The 22380-nt window shown below is 36.5% G+C and carries 28 protein-coding genes, 1 pseudogene and 1 riboswitch; of the genes and pseudogenes, 19 read left to right on the top strand and 10 right to left on the bottom strand.

Going from position 1 to position 22380, the window contains the following annotated elements; all coding sequences use genetic code 11:
* Positions 1-5 precede the first annotated feature (5 nt).
* A complete protein-coding gene (locus MKZ18_RS12890) occupies positions 6-470 on the top strand; it encodes a GTP pyrophosphokinase (protein ID WP_340842508.1) in 465 nt (154 codons plus the stop codon).
* A gap of 298 nt (positions 471-768) precedes the next feature.
* Here the strand turns inward: MKZ18_RS12890 and MKZ18_RS12885 are convergent, their stop codons facing one another.
* Together MKZ18_RS12885 and MKZ18_RS12880 are read right to left on the bottom strand one after the other, a co-directional pair.
* The gene (locus MKZ18_RS12885) at positions 769-1203 is read right to left on the bottom strand and encodes a hypothetical protein (protein WP_283880086.1); all 435 of its coding nucleotides are present in this window, start codon (positions 1201-1203) and stop codon (positions 769-771) included.
* A gap of 128 nt (positions 1204-1331) precedes the next feature.
* Positions 1332-1898: a GNAT family N-acetyltransferase gene (locus MKZ18_RS12880; RefSeq protein ID WP_061785275.1), complete on the bottom strand. Its 567-nt coding sequence runs from the start codon at positions 1896-1898 to the stop codon at positions 1332-1334.
* Positions 1899-2120: 222 nt separating this feature from the next.
* Here MKZ18_RS12880 and MKZ18_RS12875 point away from each other — a divergent pair, with 222 nt between their 5' ends.
* Complete coding sequence (locus tag MKZ18_RS12875) at positions 2121-2918, top strand: sulfite exporter TauE/SafE family protein (RefSeq protein ID WP_340842509.1); 798 nt, start codon at positions 2121-2123, stop codon at positions 2916-2918.
* A gap of 35 nt (positions 2919-2953) precedes the next feature.
* On the opposite strand, the gene MKZ18_RS12870 is transcribed toward MKZ18_RS12875, so the two are convergent.
* The 3 genes from MKZ18_RS12870 to MKZ18_RS12860 form a co-directional block, all read right to left on the bottom strand.
* Positions 2954-3631, bottom strand: coding sequence for a class D sortase (locus tag MKZ18_RS12870; protein WP_061785277.1), 678 nt, complete (start codon positions 3629-3631; stop codon positions 2954-2956).
* A 1-nt stretch (position 3632) separates the two neighbouring features.
* On the bottom strand, positions 3633-4739 hold the full coding sequence (locus MKZ18_RS12865) for a processed acidic surface protein (protein ID WP_025909946.1): 1107 nt from the start codon (positions 4737-4739) through the stop codon (positions 3633-3635).
* Between the two features lie 259 nt (positions 4740-4998).
* A complete protein-coding gene (locus tag MKZ18_RS12860; protein WP_256993296.1) occupies positions 4999-5130 on the bottom strand; it encodes a hypothetical protein in 132 nt (43 codons plus the stop codon).
* Between the two features lie 252 nt (positions 5131-5382).
* Between MKZ18_RS12860 and MKZ18_RS12855 the strand changes: the two genes are divergently transcribed.
* The 10 genes from MKZ18_RS12855 (at position 5383) to qoxD (ending at position 12570) form a co-directional block, all read left to right on the top strand.
* Positions 5383-5631 carry a YueH family protein gene (locus tag MKZ18_RS12855; protein ID WP_025909949.1) on the top strand — a complete coding sequence of 83 codons (249 nt, stop codon included), beginning with the start codon at positions 5383-5385 and terminating at the stop codon, positions 5629-5631.
* Positions 5632-5745: 114 nt separating this feature from the next.
* A riboswitch (Fluoride riboswitch) is annotated at positions 5746-5805 on the top strand.
* A gap of 51 nt (positions 5806-5856) precedes the next feature.
* A complete protein-coding gene (gene crcB, locus MKZ18_RS12850) occupies positions 5857-6264 on the top strand; it encodes a fluoride efflux transporter CrcB (protein ID WP_025909950.1) in 408 nt (135 codons plus the stop codon).
* Complete coding sequence (crcB, locus tag MKZ18_RS12845) at positions 6258-6614, top strand: fluoride efflux transporter CrcB (RefSeq protein ID WP_025909951.1); 357 nt, start codon at positions 6258-6260, stop codon at positions 6612-6614. Before crcB (MKZ18_RS12850) ends, crcB (MKZ18_RS12845) begins: the two co-directional genes overlap by 7 nt.
* Before the next feature lie 170 nt (positions 6615-6784).
* Entirely contained in the window at positions 6785-7129 is a 345-nt protein-coding gene (locus tag MKZ18_RS12840; protein ID WP_062686662.1) for a hypothetical protein, read from the top strand.
* A gap of 37 nt (positions 7130-7166) precedes the next feature.
* Complete coding sequence (locus tag MKZ18_RS12835) at positions 7167-7427, top strand: metal-sensitive transcriptional regulator (protein WP_025909953.1); 261 nt, start codon at positions 7167-7169, stop codon at positions 7425-7427.
* 163 nt (positions 7428-7590) lie between these two features.
* Positions 7591-8118, top strand: coding sequence for a hypothetical protein (locus MKZ18_RS12830; RefSeq protein ID WP_224840290.1), 528 nt, complete (start codon positions 7591-7593; stop codon positions 8116-8118).
* Positions 8119-8687: 569 nt separating this feature from the next.
* Positions 8688-9668, top strand: coding sequence for a cytochrome aa3 quinol oxidase subunit II (gene qoxA, locus MKZ18_RS12825; RefSeq protein ID WP_025909955.1), 981 nt, complete (start codon positions 8688-8690; stop codon positions 9666-9668).
* Positions 9669-9706: 38 nt separating this feature from the next.
* Positions 9707-11650, top strand: a complete 1944-nt coding sequence (gene qoxB / locus MKZ18_RS12820; protein ID WP_025909956.1) for a cytochrome aa3 quinol oxidase subunit I — start codon at positions 9707-9709, stop codon at positions 11648-11650.
* Complete coding sequence (gene qoxC, locus MKZ18_RS12815) at positions 11650-12258, top strand: cytochrome aa3 quinol oxidase subunit III (RefSeq protein ID WP_025909957.1); 609 nt, start codon at positions 11650-11652, stop codon at positions 12256-12258. The genes qoxB and qoxC overlap by 1 nt, the downstream gene beginning before the upstream one ends.
* 3 nt (positions 12259-12261) lie before the next feature.
* Positions 12262-12570 (top strand): cytochrome aa3 quinol oxidase subunit IV, encoded by a 309-nt coding sequence (qoxD, locus tag MKZ18_RS12810; RefSeq protein ID WP_025909958.1) that lies wholly within the window; start codon positions 12262-12264, stop codon positions 12568-12570.
* A gap of 39 nt (positions 12571-12609) precedes the next feature.
* On the opposite strand, the gene MKZ18_RS12805 is transcribed toward qoxD, so the two are convergent.
* Both MKZ18_RS12805 and MKZ18_RS12800 read right to left on the bottom strand, forming a co-directional pair.
* Positions 12610-12933 (bottom strand): hypothetical protein, encoded by a 324-nt coding sequence (locus MKZ18_RS12805; protein ID WP_025909959.1) that lies wholly within the window; start codon positions 12931-12933, stop codon positions 12610-12612.
* A gap of 1 nt (position 12934) precedes the next feature.
* The gene (locus MKZ18_RS12800; protein WP_341344554.1) at positions 12935-13714 is read right to left on the bottom strand and encodes an undecaprenyl-diphosphate phosphatase; all 780 of its coding nucleotides are present in this window, start codon (positions 13712-13714) and stop codon (positions 12935-12937) included.
* 348 nt (positions 13715-14062) lie between these two features.
* Here MKZ18_RS12800 and MKZ18_RS12795 point away from each other — a divergent pair, with 348 nt between their 5' ends.
* Positions 14063-14476: a hypothetical protein gene (locus tag MKZ18_RS12795; protein ID WP_025909961.1), complete on the top strand. Its 414-nt coding sequence runs from the start codon at positions 14063-14065 to the stop codon at positions 14474-14476.
* Here MKZ18_RS12795 and MKZ18_RS12790 read toward each other — a convergent pair.
* Positions 14474-14761, bottom strand: a pseudogene (locus MKZ18_RS12790) (Rrf2 family transcriptional regulator); the annotation flags it as partial. The gene MKZ18_RS12795 and the pseudogene MKZ18_RS12790 sit on opposite strands and share 3 nt — an antisense overlap.
* A gap of 155 nt (positions 14762-14916) precedes the next feature.
* Between MKZ18_RS12790 and MKZ18_RS12785 the strand changes: the two are divergent.
* Positions 14917-15477 carry a GNAT family N-acetyltransferase gene (locus MKZ18_RS12785; RefSeq protein WP_225002222.1) on the top strand — a complete coding sequence of 187 codons (561 nt, stop codon included), beginning with the start codon at positions 14917-14919 and terminating at the stop codon, positions 15475-15477.
* 172 nt (positions 15478-15649) lie between these two features.
* Positions 15650-16483 (top strand): LCP family protein, encoded by an 834-nt coding sequence (locus tag MKZ18_RS12780; protein ID WP_076512436.1) that lies wholly within the window; start codon positions 15650-15652, stop codon positions 16481-16483.
* Positions 16484-16511: 28 nt separating this feature from the next.
* Here MKZ18_RS12780 and MKZ18_RS12775 read toward each other — a convergent pair whose 3' ends face one another.
* Complete coding sequence (locus MKZ18_RS12775; RefSeq protein ID WP_025909964.1) at positions 16512-16787, bottom strand: hypothetical protein; 276 nt, start codon at positions 16785-16787, stop codon at positions 16512-16514.
* Between the two features lie 164 nt (positions 16788-16951).
* Between MKZ18_RS12775 and MKZ18_RS12770 the strand changes: the two genes are divergently transcribed.
* Together MKZ18_RS12770 and MKZ18_RS12765 are read left to right on the top strand one after the other, a co-directional pair.
* On the top strand, positions 16952-17389 hold the full coding sequence (locus MKZ18_RS12770) for a hypothetical protein (RefSeq protein WP_341344553.1): 438 nt from the start codon (positions 16952-16954) through the stop codon (positions 17387-17389).
* 140 nt (positions 17390-17529) lie between these two features.
* Positions 17530-17895 (top strand): DUF7674 family protein, encoded by a 366-nt coding sequence (locus MKZ18_RS12765; RefSeq protein ID WP_025909966.1) that lies wholly within the window; start codon positions 17530-17532, stop codon positions 17893-17895.
* Between the two features lie 38 nt (positions 17896-17933).
* Here the strand turns inward: MKZ18_RS12765 and MKZ18_RS12760 are convergent, their stop codons facing one another.
* Positions 17934-18224: a DUF3817 domain-containing protein gene (locus MKZ18_RS12760; protein ID WP_025909967.1), complete on the bottom strand. Its 291-nt coding sequence runs from the start codon at positions 18222-18224 to the stop codon at positions 17934-17936.
* 270 nt (positions 18225-18494) lie between these two features.
* Here MKZ18_RS12760 and MKZ18_RS12755 point away from each other — a divergent pair, with 270 nt between their 5' ends.
* Positions 18495-19055, top strand: a complete 561-nt coding sequence (locus MKZ18_RS12755; RefSeq protein WP_061785284.1) for a TetR/AcrR family transcriptional regulator — start codon at positions 18495-18497, stop codon at positions 19053-19055.
* Positions 19056-19138: 83 nt separating this feature from the next.
* Positions 19139-22177, top strand: a complete 3039-nt coding sequence (locus tag MKZ18_RS12750; protein ID WP_144594104.1) for an efflux RND transporter permease subunit — start codon at positions 19139-19141, stop codon at positions 22175-22177.
* Positions 22178-22380: the final 203 nt, after the last annotated feature.

Genomic DNA, 22380 nt, shown 5'->3' with positions numbered 1-22380 from the left:
GCAGCATGAAGATGAATCATTCCGTTGATGTAAAACAATTAAAGGCAATGAAGCAAACATTAACAAGATTTATGATGGCTTATAAGTTTGCTTTAAATGGATATCAAAGCTTACATCTTATTATTGAGATCCCGGTCTTTATGTCTGATAGGCAAGAAAATGTGTTTATCGAGCTTCAAATCCGAGCCATTGCTATGGACTTCTGGGCCAGCCTTGAACATAAAATTTACTATAAATATAATAAAAAGGTTCCAAAGCAGTTGATAGATGAATTAAAGGAAGCGGCGGTTACAGCAGCCGAATTAGATCGCAAAATGGAAAAGCTTCATGAAGAAATCAATTACTTAAAGCTTGTAGACGATGAACAAGAAGAAGCAAATGAATTTGAGATTAATCACATGAAGTTTCCTTTACCCGATGAATTATTAAAGCTTGTAACAAACGATAAAAAGAGGCTGGGACATAAGTAATTCAGTCAATGATAAACCTGAACGATTGAGAGGCCTTCATTTTTTGATCGTTCAGGTTTTTTGATGATTGTGAAAACAATGTTGGAAACAGGGTGGAATGGAGCGTAGGACACTCGACTCCTGCGGGAAAGAGAGGGAAAACGGAGATCCCGCAGCGCAGCGAGGAAGCTCGGATTCCTCTCCGCGGAAAGCGAGTGGCCGTAGCGCAATGGAACGAACGTGTTCAGGTAACGTAAAGAGGTGAGCAAAGGGAGTGTTCATCTTTTTGGAAATTTGTTTTGTTATGTCCCACCCTCTTTTAGAAAATGATGATAAATTCATGAATAAGTAATAATAGAAAGAAGAGAGTCACAATGAGGTGTTGGTTATCAGGAACAAGGTTTGTTCTAATGGAGGGGAGTATTTTACTTGTTCTGCTATAAAGCTGTTCATATTCATGTTTTGTTACTCGGTGAGCACCTAAAAAATACGGAAACCACCAAGTGAAGATGTGAGAAATGAATAAGATAATAGTGATAACAAAAGCTACCTTAGTAGTAAAAGGTAAATTAATGTACATACAGCAACCAATAGTTAAAAGGGGAATATATTGATACAACAGCTCACTTTTGCGATGGACAGATGTTTTCTTTTCAAGATCGTTAAATGGATATAAAGGACATAAGTTTTTAATTAGTAGATAGACAAAAAATAAGACAACCACTAATAAGCTCCATGCATGTAAAGAAATCATTGAACTCACTCCTATGATGTTAGCCTACTAATATATATACGATTTTCAAGAGTAAACATTCTGAATAAGGCATGGTTTAATTTACGTGAAAAAGCCACATTAGCGCATGACAGCGCTAGTGTGGCTTTTTATAATGCTGTTTCTTTTGAATTTAGCTTCTTCCATTCATGTTGGAGAATTCCATAAATCACAAGGTCATGGTAATGGTCATATAAATATTCTCCGTCACGACAAATGCCTTCTTCAGTAAAGCCTAATCGTGTGGGAACGGCACGGCTTTTGTGGTTATCAACCCCACAGCGAATTTCTACTCGGTGAAGTTTCAGCGTATCAAATGCGTAAGTAAGGCAACCGTGTACAGCTCTGGTCATAATACCTTTTCCTTGAAACTGCTCCCCAATCCAATAGCCAAGGCTAGTGCTTTTATTCCCCCAGTTAATTGCATGAAATCCAACCATGCCAGCAATTTCATCATAGTAGCGAATAATTGCTTGAAAACCTTGATTGTTATAATATTGAGTTCGCCATTCGGGGATTAAATCATCGTAATCGGAGATGCTTCTCATACTGTCAACCCACGGCAACCACTCCCGCAGATAAGGTCGTGATTCATTTACAAGAGATAAAAGTGGAAATGCATCACTTGGCTCAATTAGCTGTAAACTAATCTCTTTATCAATTTTATACTCAAACATAAAACAACCTCCGAAATTAATAAGAATAAGCATTAAATATACCTTTATCATAGCATATTTATAAACTGTTTTTTCGAATTTTTCTATAGTTCAGAATGGTTTTAGAATCATAAAAAGCCAAATAAATGGTAAGAATTATCTTACATGAAAACAAGACAGTGCTATAATGAGAAAGGATGAACTACTACTAAGGCTACATGTTGTAATTTAGAAGGTGACAAGATGGACGTACAGTTATTACTGACAGTATTTGCGTTGGGATTTTTAGGCTCATTTTTAGCGGGTATGCTTGGTATTGGAGGCTCGGTTATTTTATATCCAGTTTTACTTTTTGTACCACCTCTTATTGGAGTAGGGGCATTTACAGCGCATGAAGTAGCGGGAATCGGAGCGGTACAGTCTTTATTTGCATCAATTTCTGGAACGCTTGCCTATAAAAAAGGCGGCTTTTTACATAAATCACTTATCATTTATATGGGAACGAGCGTGTTGCTTGGAAGTCTCGTTGGTTCAACTCTGTCTAATTCGTTTTCAGAAGATACCATTAATTTAATCTATGGAGTAATGGCTACAATTGCTGCAATTCTTATGTTTACACCTAAGAAGCCTACACAAGATGAGAACAAAATGGAGGTCTGGTTTTCAAAAAAACTAGCTGTTCCGCTTTCTTTAGCCGTAGGTATATGTGGAGGGATTGTGGGAGCAGGTGGTGCTTTTTTGCTTGTTCCAATTATGATTACCATATTAAAAATACCGGTAAGAGTGACAATTGCTAGCTCACTAGCAGTGACCTTTTTATCTTCAATTGGAACAACCTTCGGAAAAGTGGCTACTGGACAAGTGTTAGTGCTACCTGCGCTGATGATTATCGGTGCAAGCTTACTAGCAGCGCCAATTGGAGCATTTGTTGGTCAAAAGACAAAAGTGAGTTCCCTTCAAGTTGTTTTAGCTATTGTTATTACCACGACTTCGTTAAAAATCTGGTTTGATTTACTAAAAAAGTCAATCTCTTTCCATTAAATAAAAAAGATAGCGTGATTTAAACGCTATCTTTTTTATGTTGTTTTTGAAGAAACAAGATGTGCCACTAGGATGTAGCGTTCTGGCGCAGAACCTATAAAGTTAAAAGGGTAACAAGTACTGACTGTTAGAGTAGCTCTTGGTTTAGGAACAATTACGGTTCGATCATCGGCATCGACAATTCGCACTTTATTAACTCGATACGTAAATGATCCCGCTTCTGTATGAACTAATAACAAGTCTCCTTCTCCAACTTCCCCTAGTTTTCGAAAGACTGTATCACGATGACCGGATAGCACAGAATTGTCGCTTTCTCCAGGCAACACGCTGTCTGCAAAATGACCAACGCCTTTTTCAAGCTCATCTTCGTTAGTACCATGATAAATTGGAAGCGTAGCCTTCAGCTTTGGAATTTCTAGTTCACCCATTAAGTCTCCTATTTTAGGCTGTGAAGGATAAGATGCATCTTTCTTTTTGATTTCCTTTAAAGAACTGCTGTTTTCTTTCTCTATAGGCTGCCCTGCTTTTGCTTCAGCAGGTGCTGTTACCTGTGGTTCAACAGCACCTGTTTTATAAGCAAAATATCCTTTAGCAAACTTATAAGCATTAGTAGTGGTAAACCATAGGCCGAAACAAAGAACCCCTACAATAATCGAAAGAAAAATCAATCGCTTTTTGCGACTGATTTTTCCTTTTGAACTTCTTGGTTCCATATCATGCTCGTCTCACTTTACGATATGCAGCAAATGCTAACAAAACAAGGGCTGATCCAATTAAAGTGTTTAATAAATAGTCTGAAGCCGTATTTGGTAAGCGAGCTCCTTTAACAGTCTTCTTTACTTCAGCTTTTTTTACTTCTATTTTTTGAACTTTTTCTTTAACAGGTGCTTGTTTTACAATGTTATTTACATTTTGAGCAGATTTTTCAATGCTCGTTCCTGTGTTTGCAACCGTATCCGAATTAACCATTTCACCTGTGATAATCATATCAGCTAAAAATTTGCCGTCAGCTGTATATAGGTTAATTTTTAAGCTAGCATTTTTTAATTCTTTCATATTCATTAAATCAAATAAAGATAATGTCTTTTCGGTTCCGTCTTGAATCAACGTATATGTTGCTTTCATTTTAAAGATAGAAAGCATTTCGTTATAAATTGACATTAGTTCCGCAATTTGATCAGAAGTTAGTTCAGTTGTTGTATCAAAGTCTTCAAAAGCTGCTAGACGCTCGGCAAGTGCCATTAAGCGATTTAACGTTTCTTCATCCGCAAGCTCATCTTCAATTGACATTAAGTGATCGTTAATGCGCTCTAACTCTTCACGCGTTAGTCCAAACTCATCTTCCAACATTTTTAAAGCAGATTCAAAATCATCAGTACTAATCTCGTCCGCATACTCTTCATCATCGGCATAGTCAAACTCATCTTCTAAATAGAAAAAAACTGTTTGGTCTAAATCATCAACAAATACGTAATCATTTAAATCTTCACCATTTTCTTCTAATAATGATTGAAGAGATTTTTGATTTAAGTCATAGCTTTCATAGATAGAGCTTAAATTGCTTAAGTCGCTTTTGATGACGTCACCCAAAAATTCTTTTAATTCTTCCACAGTATCAAAGTTTGATAATTCCTCATCGTAAAGTGAAAGTGAAAACTCAATATCATCTTTTGAAACATCAAACCCACGAGTAGTACTGACAGTTGTTAAATATTTCGTCAAGTCTGCTTCAAATGTTTTGGACTGAGCAGCAAATGACACAGCAGGAAAGCAACTAATCATCAGTAGTAAAGCAAGTAAAATTGAAACCCCTTTTTTCATCTCTCATTCTCCTTTTTATGTAGTCTAGAAGATTATAAGTTATGAGTAATATTTTTACAATACTAGATATTAAAGTTTTTATATGGTAAATTATAACTTTTAGATTGAGTGTTAATATATCAAAAAAGACAGCTCACTTCTTATTTAACAGAAAAGAAATGAGCTGTCTTTATTCATAAATGTTACCGCTCTCTATGTTAAGGTAACTAAAAAAGGGAAGACAAAGAGCGTATGTAGTGATATTCGTTACCGTTACGGTTTAAGGCTTTAATAGCGAAAGGGTTGAAAAATGAGAACGAGGCTTTGTAAGCTCAATTTTTATCCCTTTTAGTTTTAAACGCTCAACAAACTGTTTGCGCTTTTGACGTTTTTCTTTTGGGGAACGATCCATTGTTTACCTCAACCTCCATTTAGTTAGGTACATCTTAATATACTCATCATACCAAAAAATTGCATATATACAATAAACATTGCAAGATATTCACAAAGATTTAAAAAATGAAGCATTACTTTCTTTTTAACTAGTATTCTATACCCTATTTTTAAACCCTTTAACATGGCAAAAGAAGCTAATGCGCATTGATATTTCTTTATGTGTATCATATGATGATACACATAAAGCTTATATAGAGGTGATAAGTAGATGAAAATTCGTAAAGCATATATTCGCATAGACGAAAAAGTCATTGAAAATGTATTTGTTCATGAAAATAAAAAGGAAGAACAAACGCTAATTGCAATTCCAGATTTGGAATGGTCAACCATTATCCCTTACGAAGAAGAAATTCAAGAGTGTAAAGATCGACTACGGACATCGTTAGCTTCTAAAGTCAGTGAAGAGGTAGCGGAGCAACTAACGAGAAAAATTAATTTTTGGGTACGAGAGATGTAAAAAAGAGAGAGTAACCAAAAGAATAATAATATCTTTTACTTCATTATTTTCCTGGATTTTCCATGATTAGCTCTTGATAAATGGAATGGATTATGTAAAATGAATGTAGGAAACAAAATATACGGCGATGGAGTTCGCCAAAACTGCTGCAGAGCTAATGACTCCTACCCATATACAGGGTAGGAGTCTATTTTTTTGTTCATAATTAAGAAAGAGGTGAAGAAGATGACGTATTTACTAGTAGGTATAGGAGGTATTCTTGGAAGCTTGCTTCGCTACTATCTCGGTGTGTTTACACATTCATGGTGGGCATACAGCTTTCCATTAGGAACGTTAATAACGAACTTGATGGGCTGCTTTATTTTAGGTTGGTTTACATATCGAATGATTAAAATGAATGTGTTTCCTTCTGCTGTTTTAGCTGGCATCGGTACAGGGTTCGTAGGTTCTTTCACGACGTTTTCTACCTTTAGTGTCGAAACCGTTACTTTAATCAAAAACGATACCAGTCTGTTAGCTTTTCTTTATGTAGCACTTAGTTTATTTGGTGGTTTACTGATGTCTTGGTCTGGTTACCGAGTAGGGGATCGTTCAGCCAATAAGCTGAAAAAGAAAGGAGAACAGCTATTATGACAGCTTTACTCATTGCACTGGGTGGGTTTTTAGGTGCCATAGCCAGGTATGTGCTAAGTACGTGGATGAATCAAAAATCAACTACAGGGTTTCCAATTGGCACTTTATGCGTCAATTTAGTAGGCTCATTTCTACTAGGTATCCTGGTTGGGAATGGAATGACATCTGGGGTGTATTCTTTTTTAGGAGTGGGTTTTATGGGGGCATTTACGACATTTTCGACGTTTAAGCTGGAAAATATCCACCTTCATGAAAAGAAAATGCATACGGTTCTATTTCCTTATTTGGCGTTTAGTTATATTGGAGGTATTGTGTTAGCTTTTATAGGAATGTTAGCCGGTGCTCTCTAAAAAATCTTGATTGTAACAAAGGGCTATTTAAAGAAAAGCCAATTTATTTTTTCTGCACGCTTTTTTCCATTTGAAACTATATTATGAAGAAACTTTTTTGTTGACGTACGTTCTAGATGACAGCTATGATGATACTAATATGGGTATGAAGTTACGTCAGGGAGGATACAATGATACTACTTTATATTGGTGTAATCTTATTTTGTTGTGCCATTATGTTTAGTTTATATAATCGCCATGTGCCCGTTCATGGAATTAAGAAGCTTTCTACGCTTGACTGTGAGACTACGGAAATTGCAGTCGTAGATGTTCGACATTTTCATGAAATGAAACATAAACCTTGTCAAAAAGCTATACACATTCCGCTGCCGTACTTGGAAAGACAACATGTTGAAATTCCGTCAAAACAAGTAGTAGTTATTGCACCGGATACAATTGCAAGAAACTTAAGCATTCGTAAGCTGCAAAAGTATGGCTATCAAGTAAAGGGATATTGCTGTGCATGTGAAGGATAAGTCATTAGTAACGCACAAAATATAGGAGGGATACTGCGTGAATTATACTGATCAGACAAAAAATCGGTTAAAGCGAGTAGAAGGTCAAGTGCGAGGCGTACTGCGTATGATGGAAGAAGATAAAGACTGTAAAGACGTTGTAACGCAATTATCAGCTGTTCGAAGCGCAGTCGACCGAACCATTGCTCAGATTGTTGCGCTAAACTTAGAACAATGTATTGTTGAAAGACAACAAGCTGGAGAAGAGACTGCAAAAGTCGTAGAAGAAGCAATTGCCTTATTAGTAAAGAGTCGATGAGTAGAAAAGTTATCTGACGAAAGTCTGATAGCTTTTTTTTTGATTTTCATGCATAATTCGTACATATTATTTTTTAACGTCACTCACTAAATGGAAAGGAGCGTGAATACCAATTCGAAAGTTTAAGCGACTCTTAGTTCTAATCATTCTTATAGGTGCTATTGTGGGAGGTATTGAATTTCTTCGATATCCAATTCACAGCAACGCTAAGGATGTTGAAGAGCATATAAGAAAATGGAAAGGGATGGGGGACATTAACGGTTCCAAAAAGCTTGACATTCGAGAAATCCAAAAAATTAGCAGTTCGGACACATATGTTGCGTTATTCACTATTCCTGGTAGTGGAGAAGGAATGGCGATTTTAAAAGAAGGATGGAGCAAAAGGTTACGGATTGAAGTAATGACAAAGATGAACAATCTTGTTGAGTATGATGATATACATACTAATAAAGGGACGTATGCGCTGTTTTTAGGAAAGAACCCAAGTAAACAAATACATCGAGTGAAGGCCTCACTTGTAAATGACAATTATACGTTTGATATTAAAGTTCCCAAAGGAGAATATTTTATTTCATATCAACCTGTGCCAAAATATGTTGAAAAGCCATTTCCAGCGGATCTTATTTTATTGAATAATTCAGGAGATGACATCACTGTTAAGGAATATATGGATCAAGAGCTGCGTGAATAACACGCAGCTTCTTTTAGTATGTAGACAACATACATGTCACATGTCAATTTTTGAACTTTTTGTGAAGTATATAACAAAAGCATTTAATGTGTAATATACTGTAAATGGGCGGTAATCGAACCTACCAAACTTGAATATTGATTGACACAATTCTGTATAGATTTTGTCACAAAATATTCAATAATAGATGAAACCCCTTTTGTATCAAGGGTGATTGCGGTTACATTACATGAATTACCTTTAAAAAGGTAAGTTTCGGTAAGAAAATGCAACATTCATCCTTTTATTTACATTTATTCCTTGTCGAATATATGCTAAAATATCGCAAGGATTGAAGTGTTCTTTGACCTCATGTTTTTACACTATCTTAGAATATTTTCAAAATAAGAAAATCGACAAAAAGTGACGAAAAAATTGTCACTTTGTATTACAATAGTAATGGTTGATGTATAACATGAGTTTAAAGAGATTTTGTATTAAAGCTTTCTATAGTTAACTAGATAGAAAGTTTTAAAGATGATCTAATTTAGAGGCTTCGCATCATGAGTTGTTAGAAAGGAGAGTTTTTAGTGAAACCAAAAAAAGGATTTTGGAAGCTAGCAGGTTTATTCTCTGCACTTTCAGTATTTTTCTTGAGCGGCTGTTCAGAATTAGCCGTTTTGAACCCTCAAGGTCCTGTCGCTAAAGAACAAGCTGACCTTATTGTTTGGTCGCTTTGGATGATGGCGATTGTGGTCGTAGTAGTATTTGCAATCTTTGCTTACGTACTTATTAAATTTCGTGAAAGACCTGACAACATGGACTATGAGCCACCAGAACAAGAGGGTAACTTAAAGATGGAGATTATCTGGACTGCGTTCCCGATTATTATCTTAATTCTTTTAGCAATCCCAACTGTAAAATCAATTTATGCTCTTGAAGAACCACCGAAAAATGAGCAAACAAAAATTGAAGAACCGTTAACAATTCATGTTACTTCAGCAAACTGGAAATGGATTTTCAGTTATCCGGAAGAAAACATTGAAACAGTTAACTATGTAAACATTCCAGAAGATCGTCCAGTTCGCTTTGAATTGACGTCTCAAGGTTCAATGAACTCGTTCTGGGTACCGGAGCTTGGTGGACAAAAGTATTCAATGAACAACATGGCGATGGATTTATATCTTCAAGCTGATAACCCAGGTTCTTATATCGGACGAAGTGCTAACTTCTCAGGTGAGCACTTTACAGATATGGAATTTGAAGTGTTAGCCCAAACTCACGAAGACTATGAAGAGTGGGTTGACGAAGTGAAGGCAACAGCTAAGCCATTAACTGAAGAGAAGTATGATGAAATTATTGAACCAGGTGTAGTAGGTCGCATGACGTTCAACGGTACGCACTTAGAGTGGGTTAACCACGCAAAAGACGCATACATCCCTGGTAAAGTAGACGAGCGCGGCATGAACATGGGACATGGCAATCACAACCATGGCAGCGACGATAGCAAAAAAGAAAGCGACGAAAGCCATGACGAGCATGAAGGTCATGATGAACATGAAGGTCATTAATACGGGCCTAAATAAACGTACGATTGGGGGAAGACATAATGAAGCTAGATGAATTCTTTGTCACTGGCGATCCCGTCATTTATGCAGCTGACGCAGCGATTGTCTTGACAACCATCGGTATCATTTTTGTCTTAACATATTTCAAAAAATGGAAATGGTTATGGACAGAATGGTTAACAACAGTAGACCATAAAAAACTTGGTGTAATGTATATTCTTGCAGCCGTCTTAATGCTTTTCCGCGGCGGTGTAGATGGACTTATGATGCGTATGCAGTTAGCGTTCCCGGATATGAATATCCTGAACCCGCATCACTATAACGGCGTATTTACAGCTCATGGTGTTATCATGATTCTATTCATGGCAATGCCATTCTTGATTGGTTTAATGAACGTTGTCGTTCCGCTTCAAATTGGAGCGCGTGACGTAGCATATCCGTTCTTGAACGCAGTAAGTTTCTGGACATTCTTTATGGGAGCTATGTTATTTAACATCTCTTTCGTTATTGGAGGAGCTCCTGATGCTGGTTGGACATCATATTTCCCTCTGGCCGGAAAAGAATTTAGTGAAAGTATAGCGAACAACTACTATGCAATTGCTATTCAGATTGCCGGTGTTGGTACCCTAATGACAGGTATTAACTTCTTAGTTACGATTTTAAAAATGCGTGCACCAGGCATGACGTTAATGAAAATGCCAATGTTTACTTGGTCCATTTTAGTTACGTCAGTTATTATCATCTTTGCGTTCCCTGTATTAACAGTAGCGCTTGCGTTAATGACGCTTGACCGCGTATTCGACACAGCATTCTTTACGGTTGCCAACGGTGGTCTCCCGATGATGTGGGCAAACCTATTCTGGATTTGGGGACATCCTGAAGTATATATCGTAATTTTACCGGCGTTCGGTATTTTCTCTGAAATCATTAGTACACACTCTCGCAAAAACCTATTTGGTTATAAAGCGATGATTATCTCAATGGTTGGTATCGCGTTCTTAAGTTACATTGTATGGGTTCACCACTTCTTTACAATGGGTAACGCGCCTGCAGTTAACTCGTTCTTCTCGATTACAACGATGTTAATCGCTGTTCCAACCGGAGTTAAAATATTTAACTGGCTCTTTACCATGTATAAAGGCCGTATTAAATTTACAACATCAATGCTATGGTCACTTGCGTTTATCCCAAACTTCGTTATTGGTGGGGTAACTGGGGTAATGCTTGCAATGGCTTCAGCTGACTATCAGTACCATAACAGTTACTTCCTAGTAGCTCACTTCCACTATGTATTAATCTCAGGAACAGTATTTGCATGTTTCGCTGGATTATACTACTGGTATCCAAAGATTTTCGGTCACACGCTGAACGAAAAGCTAGGAAAAATCTCTTTCTGGATCTTCGTTGTTGGATTTAACGTATGTTTCTTCCCACAATATTTCCTAGGTCTAGATGGTATGACTCGTCGTATGCAAACTTATTCAGAAACATTAGGTTGGGGAACATTAAACTTAATTTCAACAATCGGTGCTTTCTTAATGGGTGCAGGTTTCATCGTATTGGTTGTAAATTTACTTTGGAGCGCTTGGAAAAACAAACGCGACACTGCAAACGACCCATGGGATGGACGTACGCTTGAATGGTGGACTAAATCACCAGTTCAACACTATAACTTTGCGGTAGTTCCACATGTGAAAGAAATGGATGAGTTCTGGCACATGAAAAAACGTGGAGAAACAAAAATTAAAGAAGAAGACATTAAACCAATTCATTTACCAAGCAACTCAGGTATCCCATTCATCTCAGGTGTATTCTGGTTCATCGGTGGATTTGGACTTGTCTTTGAATGGATGCCAATGGCGATCTTCGGATTAATCGGAATTTTAGCTTGTCTAGTTGCACGATCATTTGACTATGATGAAGGCTTCTATGTTCCGGTAGATGAGATTAAACAAACAGAAGGTATTACAGGGGGTGACAAATAATGGGTGGACATTTAGATAAGTCATTACCACTCGAGTATCAAGATCACCAGGGCCGAATGAATATTCTCGGCTTCTGGATTTTCTTGGGTGCGGAAATTGCACTGTTCTCTACGCTGTTTGTCACGTATTTAACGTATCATACTCGTACAGCTGGAGGCCCTGGACCACAAGATTTATATATTGTTGAAACGTTTATGATTCAAACAGTTTTACTATTAGTAAGTAGTTTCACAATGGGAATCGTTGTATGGCACATGCGTAATAATAACTTAAAAGGGTTAATTACTTGGCTAGTTATTACGCTTTTACTAGGTGCAGGATTCTTGTACTATGAAATTGAAGAGTTCATTCTTTATGCAGCTCACGAAGGTGCAACAATGCAAACTAGTGCATTCTTGTCTTCATTCTTTGCGCTGTTGGGAACACATGGACTTCACGTAACGATGGGTATTGGTTGGGCAATTTTACTTATTATCCAGTTAGTAAAGCGCGGCTTAACGCCTGTTACAGCAAGAAAAGTATTTATTATCGGTTTATACTGGCATTTCCTTGACGTAGTATGGATTTTCATCTTTACGTATGTATACTTGAACGGATTGGTGGGATAAGACATGGAAAACAAACAAGGCCAAAAAGCAGGATTTCCGCTTAGTCATGTAATGGGGCTTATCCTTTCTTTAGCACTAACGTTTGCAGCGCTTGGATTAGTTATGTTAGCTGACTTATCAAGAGGCGTAACGATGACACTAATCTCAATTCTTGCGTTCTTACAAGCAGCTATGCAGCTTGTGATGTTCATGCACATGACTGAAAGTGAAAACGGCAAGGTACAAGTTGCAAATATGCTTTATAGCTTCTTTATTGCACTATGTATCGTTGTTGGTACGCTTTGGATCTTAGCAGATCACTTTAACCATTAATACAAAAAGCCACTTACTTCTGCGTAAGTGGCTTTTTTACTATTCATTAGTAGCCTTATATCGAAGTGTTTGATAGTGACCTGTGGCCACTCGGTCGACCACTTCACCCTCCTCATTTGTATATACCTCGTATTCCTCATAAACTTCAACATCAAAACCATTGATTCTTTCAGTTGTTATAAGAACATTTTTAAGGCTCATTTCAACGTCTTCATCGTTACTTGAAGCTTCTACTTCACCGCTGTCTAAAGAAAGAGGTGAGACGGCTTCAAAGTATTCTTGAGACTCGTTGTCCATGTAGCTAATCACAACCATGATTCCAATAAAAAAGATTCCTAAAAACAATATACGAGCTGATGTCATCTTAAAAGACCCCCGTAAATTGACATACTAAAACAACTAAGTCAAGAATCCATACGTAAACAGCAAATGTTTTTAGAGAATGATGCTTTAAATAGTGAATCATCCATTTTACGGCCATATAGCCAAAAAGCGCAGCCGAACATGTTGCTACAAATAAAGAGAAAAACGAGATGTATTCCACACCACCACCGACAACATCTTTAAGCTGTAAAAGAACGGCTCCACATATGGCTGGCGTTGACAGTAAAAAAGAAAAGTAAGCAGCTGTTTCTCGGTCTAGCTTACGCATTAAAGCAGCTGCCATTGTTAGACCAGAACGTGAAACGGCAGGAAAGATGGCGGCTGCTTGAAAGGTACCGATAAACAGTGCGTCCTTGTAGGAAATATCGTGCATCTTTTTTGCTCCTTTTTTTACTGAGTCAGCAAACCATAAGAAAAGACCTGTTACAAGAAATTCCCATCCAATTGTAGAACCTGTAATTGAGATTTCCTCAAAATAATCTTTAAATAATAAGCCAACCACAACAGCTGGAATCGTACCAATGATTAGCAAGAAGGTAAGCTTGCTAAACGGGTGACGAATCATGTGCCACAGCTCGTCTTTATAAAAGACAAAAATAGCAAGCAAGGTTCCAATATGTAGCATCGTATCTAGGTACAAACCTGCGCTATCTAATCCAAATAAGTGTCGACCTAAATACAAGTGCCCTGTGCTACTAATGGGTAAAAACTCTGTTAACCCTTGAATGATTCCTAAAATTAATGCTTCAATCCATGACATATTTTCACCTCTTAAAGCGTGTCCTTGTATTATTGTATCGACCAAAAGGCATGAACATGACAAAAATTAATGAGAATGGTTAGATAAAGCAAAAAAATTAGAGTCCACTATTAGTGTTTCTAACAGCATGCAACAACTAATGGCTGTATTGAAATAGAGATTAAAGCATAGTTAGTAATTGATTAAACTAAAAGGTGAATCTTTGCTTAGAAGGTTGAAATCAACATGGATAAACTTAAGTGATTACACAAACGATAAGTTTGAAACCAACATAACGTTTGTGCAAGAAAAATGGATATTTAGCTTGCGGTATACAAATTTGTATTCATCAAACGGAGGTGGGAACTCATGATAAAAAAAGTGTGCATAGCACTTATTTTATGCTTCATTGGAATTCATTCACATGTAGCAATGGGAGAACAACCTAAAGTGGAAGTGTTTCAACTTGATACAGGTAAGGTCATTCGGGTAGCTGATAAAACTGAAGTTGTTCAAAAAGAGGTTGAAAAAAGCATCGCTTCCATTACTGGGATTTATAAAAAAGTAAATCCTTTACCTAAAACCGGTTATTTGGTGAAGGTACCATTAGACCCCGCTGTACAAGTGCAGCAAAAAGGGTTAGATGTGTTAGCTAGTGAAGCTGTTGTTGTATTAAGCCCAAATGAACAACCTGTACTCATGCTATACGATAATGAAAACAAAATTTATTTTTTTGAATTTACCTATGACATCTCTACGTTACGAAAAGAATTAGAATTGTAAAAGAAAGCTCCGCATAGAGATGTCGGAGCTTTCTTCATTAGTAACATACACATCATATATATAGATATCTTCAGGTTTTTTCTTTAGTTTAAAGCCTCCTTTTACACCTGAGACGGAAGTGATGAGATCCGCATGAACTAGCTTTATTAACAGTTTTTTGGAAAAAATAAGAGAAGCGCCTAGCTGCTTACTCATTGCATCTGCTGGCAATACAGCTTTGGAAGGTAAAAAGTGAAGAAGTACCATGGCGTATACAGATTGTTCAACGCCTGTTTTCATATGCAAAGTATATCAAACCTTTCTAAAGTGGATAATAATTATCCACTTTAATCGTTTTATTTGAGAATACCAAATAAATTTTTCGGATTATTTGACAGTTAATTCAAACAACTGTAATATATTTAGAAAAATCAAATATTTTACGATGGGGTGGGAATGCGATGATTGAATTAAGACCGTTCACAAAAAAAGATATAAAAGAACTCATTGAATGGATTCCCTCAGAAGCCTTTATGATTCAGTGGAGTGGCTCCACGTTTGCATATCCACTTACGCCTCGCCAGCTCAAAGAATATATCCGCTATGCCAATTATGAAGGAGCTCATACGTATGCTTTCTCCGTTTTTCATCAACAAACCGGCCAGCTAGTTGGTCATATTTCTCTTGCTCATATTGATTATCACCATAAGACGGGCAGAATTGGTCGAGTATTGCTCAAAGAAGAGGAAAGAGGAAAAGGATACTGTGGTGATATGTTTGACCATGTTTTATCATTCGGTTTTGATGTGTTAGGACTTCATCGTATTTCCCTGGGCGTATTTGACTTCAATAAAGCTGCTATTAAGTCATACGAGCGTATTGGGTTTTTACGTGAAGGGATGATGCGAGATGTAAAGCACGTGAACGGACAGTATTGGAGCTTAATTGAAATGAGCATGATTGATTATGAGTGGAAACAAAGAGAAGAAAGTTCTGCGGAAGCAATAAAACATATTCAGTAAAATGAAACCGGATTGAAAAACTCAATCCGGTTTTTTGCGTCAAACCCTTTTGTCATTTTATTTTCGCGCTTCTAATTATACTTAGCAGGTATAAATCTTTGAAAAAAAAGGCATATAGGAAGTAAATAAGCTAATAAAAGCAGCGGAGGGACAGAAGGGAGAGACATAAGTTATGAAGTTCAAGTACACGTTACTTTCCGTACTCATATTTCTTGGTTGCGTCTTAACTGGGGTCTTATATGTTTTTAGTGAAAAAAAAGTTGAGGCAAAGGAATTTAACATGCTCGTAATGGGTGTAGATGAACGAGAAGAAGATACGGGACGTTCAGACGTACTAATGGTTGTTCATTTTAATTCAGAAAATGGACATTTGAAAATGATGCCTATCCCTCGAGATACGCGTGTGAAAATTAAAGGACAAGCAGAAATGGAAAAGATTAATCATGCCTATAAGTACGGTGGAATTAAACTAACAGTCGACACTGTCGAACAATTCTTAAATATGCCAATTGATTACTATGTCAAAGTAAACATGGAAGGATTTAAAGCGGTCGTGGATGAGATAGGTGGTGTAACGGTTGATAATCCGTTTCCATTCACATTTGCATCTTATTTATTTCCGCAGGGTGAAACAAACTTAAACGGTGAAAAAGCTTTAGCTTATGTAAGGATGAGACATGAGGATCCTAAAGGAGACATTGGTCGTAATGAAAGACAAAAACAAGTAGTAGAAGCGCTCTTAGACAAAGGAATGAGTATGTCAACGGTAGCTAATCTTCCCAATCTCTTAAATATTACAAAGCAATACGTTGATACAAACGTAACGATTAAAGACGCGTTAGCTGTATATAACGTAATGGAAAAAGGCAAACCAACGTTTGAAACAGTACATGTAGAAGGAGAAACGCAAATAGTAGACGGAACATGGTACTATATTGTAAAAGACCAGGAGAAGGAGCATATAAAAGCCATGCTATATGGAGATAATCCATCGGAAGAACACTGAAAAAGCGCGCAGCCTGCGCGCTTTTTGTTTAATTCATTTCTTGTTCGCCAATTTCTTCTTGACGTTGCAAACAAGAAATCTGCTTTTTTTCTGGGTGAATATTAAAGGTATATCCCCACGTTTGAATCTTTTCAAGGATAATTTCCTCTTTTTTAAAGCCAAAAATGAGTACGATATCTTGATTTTCATCTAATAGTAAATATTTTTCATCTTTTCTCCACATTGTTAGGTTAGCTGCATAAAAGAAATTCCAACCATTATTCATACGATGACCTGTTGCTTGATTTTTATAGTTTAAAATCATAATAATTTCCTCCAATAGACAAACTTTCTAGTAAAATAGTTCATTTCTCATTATAAACAGTTCTTTCTTATAAATCTATAAGACGAATGAAGCATAAAATGATAAAATGTTTACGTTAGATTTTCTAGCAATATACCGTCTTTTTATTAGAAAGGAAATTTGTAATGAGCATATGGTATTTTATCATCGGAGCACTAATTGCCGTTATCGGAATGATGTTTATTTATCAGTCAACCATTTATACAATTGAAGGTAAGCTACAGGAAGACAAAACAGATAATGAGATTTATCAAGATCTTGTTCGTATTCAGACTATGTTTTTTATTAAACACGCGGTAGTAGAAATTGTTCCGTTAATTTTAATCGTATTAGCATTTATGAACCCAGAACCTGCTTCAAGCATGAGTCCATTAATTATTGTGGCTGTCGTTTGGATTGGAGCGATGCTTCGCATTTATCAAACTCACCAACAGGTGGCAAACAGGATAGAAAAACAGCAGTTCCGAGGGTTTCTAACAAAATTTATGATGATAGAGATTGGGTTGATCAGTACCTTTCCAATTATAGCAATTGTCGGTGCACTTACGCTTAGTGTAGGGTAATACATAAAAGCGTCTATATTAGTAACCTCTCTTGATGAATTACAAACAGTATGATTCAATCTTCACGTTTAAGTATAATAACAATGGGTAAATAAGAAGTATATTACTATATTTAGATTACAAATAAGGTAGGGAAACATATGATTACAAAGGGCGAAGTTATTCCATTGTTAACTGATGCAAGTCCATCATTTCAATATGATGAAGAGGTGAATACAACAACAATAGAAGGTTTGCAGCAAGAGCTCAAGCGCTTTGCTTCTCACTTAATTTCATTAGAATTTAATAATCAATTAGCCCATGAATCTGAGATATTTGAAACCATTGAACGATTATATACAGAAGGTGAAGCTGAAGTAAAAGAAAGCATAACGATAGGCTTGTTTGAGACTATGTATGAAATGCTTTCTGAACAACACATAACATCTGAAGAAATAGGAAGGCTTTTAAAACCACATTCCTTTAAATGGTGGAAAACCATTGAACAGTTTAACAAGCTTTCCTAATAATAAATAAATCACGCCAGTTTCTTGGCGTGATTTATTTATTGCTCATGTTTTAATTGCTTGTCTAAATAGAACGTTCCAAAAGGAATAAAAGATAAAATAAACGCATAGATGCCCCATAAAATTGTTTTTCTATGCTCAAATTTTACGTGCACAGCAGCAAGTATGTATAATACGAACAGAGCACCATGGGCAGCTCCAACGACGGATACAACCTCAGGAATACCAGCTAAATATTTTAAAGGCATAGCAATGAATAGTAAAAGTAGATATGAAATGCCTTCTACAATACTTAACAAACGTAAGCGGCCAATCGATGATCTTAACATCTTGGTTCATCCTCCAAATGTATGATTTTTTTAACTGTCGTGAAAAATGTACCATGTAGATGCAACCGTTACAAGCATCAATGGTCGCTGTCACAAAAGATTCAAAAGATAATTAAAAAAGAGCACACTATGAGTTGACAAGGTATAACGTTATCTTTTATGAGTATATATAGTAAATGATGAAACTGTACATTCATTTATTTACGTTCAGTCTCGATACGTTAATCCTGTTTTACACGTGTAATAAGAGGCAGGAAAGGGTTTGGAAATATGACAAAAGGAATAGAACAAAAGGAAAATATCCTTGATGCAGCGTTTGTTGTATTTGGAGCAAATGGTTATCATGATGCTAAAATGATTGATATTGCTAAAAAAGCGGGTGTGTCGAAAGGGACACTTTACCTTTACTTTCCTTCAAAAGAAAGCTTATATATTGCGGTTAATGATCGCTCTTTTCTTTACTTCATTGCTAACGCAAAGCGAGAAACCGATCGCTGTGAAACATTTAGGCAAAAGCTTTATTCAATTGCAAGACATCACCTGTACTTTTTTTATAACACAAGAAAGTACCCAGATTCGTTTTGGCAAGCTCCCCATCAAATGCCTGGAATGATGGAGCGTTTGCATCGTTTTTTTGATGATTATCATTCCCTAGTATCAGACTTGATGAAAGAAGAGGGACTTGAAGATACAGCTTTACATTCAAAAGCGTTTTGTAGCATGCTAAATGGGTATAGAATAGATATTGTATCTAACAAAAATGTGTCAGAAAAAGAAATTGAACGTTATGCAACGTTTACAGTTGACCTTTTCCTAGAAGGTTGCTACTGATTTCTTTTTTTTAAAACTGACCCGCTGGTACTCACTACATTACACATGTAAAATACGACTAATAAAATATACGGGGGCTATTTATGAATTTCTTGACAAAGTTTAGCTTAAAGAATGCAGTAGCAGTATTCATTTTATCGTTTCTGCTTATCGTAGCTGGATTATTCTCATTTTCAAGGTTGAAAATTGACTTATTACCTAATATTGAATTTCCACAGCTATCGATTGAAGCTGTATATCCTGGGGCTTCTCCTAGTGATGTAAACGAACAAGTAACATCGAAGTTAGAAGAGCAGTTAAAAGGTCTTGAAGGCGTTAAAAGCGTTCAAAGTGTTTCTTACGAGAACGTGGGGATTATTAATTTAGAATTTCCGTTCAATACGGATTTAGATGAAGTTGAACAACAAATTGACACTATAACAAAAGATTTAGATTTACCAGAATCATCGACGGTTGATGTGAACCGCTTTTCATTTGGTACTTTCCCGATTATGAACATTTCTTTATTTGCTGAAGGTGATGCAGAAGTTGAAAAGCTTTTAGACAGCGAAATTATCCCAGAATTAAATAAAATTGAAGGGATTAACTCTGTATCTGTTGGTGGCGTAAAGGATGATCTTTTACAAATTACGTTGGATAAAGAAAAAGCAGTGGCAGCTGGTCTGACGCTTGAACAAATCAAAGAGCAAATTAACCAAAAGTCCGTATCGTTTCCAGCAGGAACTGTAAACGGTGAAGAACTCCAAATTCCTGTTCGAGTTGAAGAGAAACTAGATACAATTGATGCATTAAAAGAAGTTGAGCTAAAATCTACAGTTAATCCCGAAGCTCCACCAGTTTTACTTGGTGATATTGCAACGATTGAAGAAGTGAGTGAGCAAGGAGAATACACGCGCTATAATCAACAAGAGGCGCTAACAATGGCTATTACAAAGAAACAGGATGCAAATACGGTTCAAGTTGCCAATGATGCATTAGAAGTGTTGAAAAAATATGATGATGATATTAACTATGCTATTGGATTTGATTCAGCAGAAGGAATTGAAAAGTCAGTTGAAACGTTAGTAAAAGAAGGATTGCTGGGGGCGTTGTTCGCTTCAATTGCAGTGCTAATCTTCCTGCGCAACTTCCGTGCTACCATTATTTCAATTATCTCGATTCCACTTTCACTTCTTGTCTCAGCTATTTTCTTAAATGGACTGGATATTTCATTAAATATCATGACACTAGGTGGAATGGCAGTAGCAGTTGGGCGCGTTGTGGATGATAGTATCGTAGTTATTGAAAATATCTTTAGGCGTGTTCGAAAATCAGAAGAAGGCATTTCTGATGAATTAGTTGAATCTTCAACAAAAGAGATATTAAAAGCCATTACATCATCGACTATTACAACTGTTGTTGTATTTTTACCAATCGGTTTTGTCGGTGGAATTACTGGTGAGTTCTTCTTACCATTTGCTCTAACAGTAGTATTTTCATTATTAGCATCTCTTCTTGTTGCGGTTACAATCGTCCCGATTTTAGCAAAATTTGCGTTTAAGAAGGTACCAGCAGAAGAGAAAGAGGGTAAAATTCAGCGTGGATATGCAAAAGCGATTGCATGGTCACTAAACCATAAGATTAAAATTTTAATTCTATCTTTCTTACTATTATTTGGTTCATTTGCTCTTGTTCCATCGCTTGGCTTCACATTCATTCCAAACGAAGAACAAAGGCTTTTACAGGCAAATGTTCTGCTACCTTCGTCTACTTCTTTAGAACGTACAAATGAAGTGTCGTTAAAAGTGGAGGAGCTATTTGCAAACGAAGATGAAGTAAAAGAGGTAACAACAGAAGTCGGTTCACGCGACTTTGCAACTGGCGTAAAGCGACCAAATCAGATCGGTTATTTCTTAAATCTGAAAGATGGCGTACATGTAGATGCGTATATTGATGAACTTCAAAGTAAGATGGAAGACATTGTAGGAGAAGAGTCTCCAAAAGCAACACTAAGCGTATCTGAAGCTTCAACAGGTGGACCACCAACTAATAACAACGTAACGGTGGATTTATTCTCATCTGACTTAGATGACTTACAAACGGCGGCAAAAGAAGTAGAAAATTATTTAAATACGTATGATAACTTAAAGTACGTAAAAAATAATTTCTCTGATAAACAAAAGCAGCTTGTGGTTGAAGTCAATCAAGATAAAGCATCTGAGTATGGTGTATCTGGATTCCAGCTTGTGGGAACGATTACCGATCAAACAAAACCTGTATCAGTAGGTGACCTAACGTTAGATGGAACAAATCGTGCAGTTCAGCTTTCTTATGATGAAGATATTAGTTCAACAAAAGCAATTGAAGATCTGCAAATCTTTACACAAAGAGGACCAGTAGCAGTAAAAGATATTGCTAATGTAAGCGAAATTGATACATTTACATCCATTCAAAAATTAGATGGAAAAGTGTTTGCTCGCGTTGAAGCGGATATTAAAGACGAAAATATTCAAAAAGTGACGCAAGACGTAGTAGAGGGTGTAGAGAAGCTTAATTTACCAAAAGGGGTAAGTCTTGAAGGTGGAGGCGGTAGTGATGAAACCGTAGAAATCTTCCAATCTTTAGGATTGGCTATTTTAACAGCCATTGGTCTTGTTTACTTGACGATGCTCATTACGTTTGGTAAAGCTCGTATACCATTTATTATTTTATCGTCGTTAATCTTTGTTCCAATTGGTTCACTAATTGGCTTAGTGATCGCAAAAGAGCCTCTATCTGTTAGCGTAATGATTGGTTTCCTAATGTTAATTGGAATTGTAACGACAAACGCTATTGTATTAGTAGACCGAATTACCCAAAATAGAGAACAAAAAGGTATGACAATTCGCGAATCGCTTATTGAAGCTGGTAAAACGCGCTTACGTCCAATCCTAATGACAGCCTTTGCAACAATTGCAGCGCTGATCCCGCTTGCTTTGACAACATCAAGTGGAACATTGATCTCTAAAGGTCTAGCAATAACGGTTATTGGTGGTCTAACATCTTCTACTTTATTAACCTTAATTATCATTCCAGTTGTATATGAATTATTCTTTGCTAAGCAGGTTCGTAAAGAAAGAGAACTGGGAAAAGGTGCGAAATAAGAACTATTTTCTATAAGAGGAAAATACGACCATTAATTATATGCTATAATAAAGGTACGTTTTATTTAACCCCTTATATTATATAGATGAAGCCAGGACCCTTTAAGCCGAGGGGATCTCTGGCTTCGTTTTTTTATTGCTTTTTGTTAGAGATGGTTTACACTTAAAAAGTATCCATGAAGAAATACAGTATTGATATGCGA

It is taken from the genome of Priestia sp. FSL W8-0001 (genome assembly GCF_038050335.1).
Classification (GTDB): domain Bacteria; phylum Bacillota; class Bacilli; order Bacillales; family Bacillaceae_H; genus Priestia; species Priestia flexa.
Note: the sequence above shows the minus strand (reverse complement) of the source record. Positions and strands in the feature narration are given on the sequence as shown.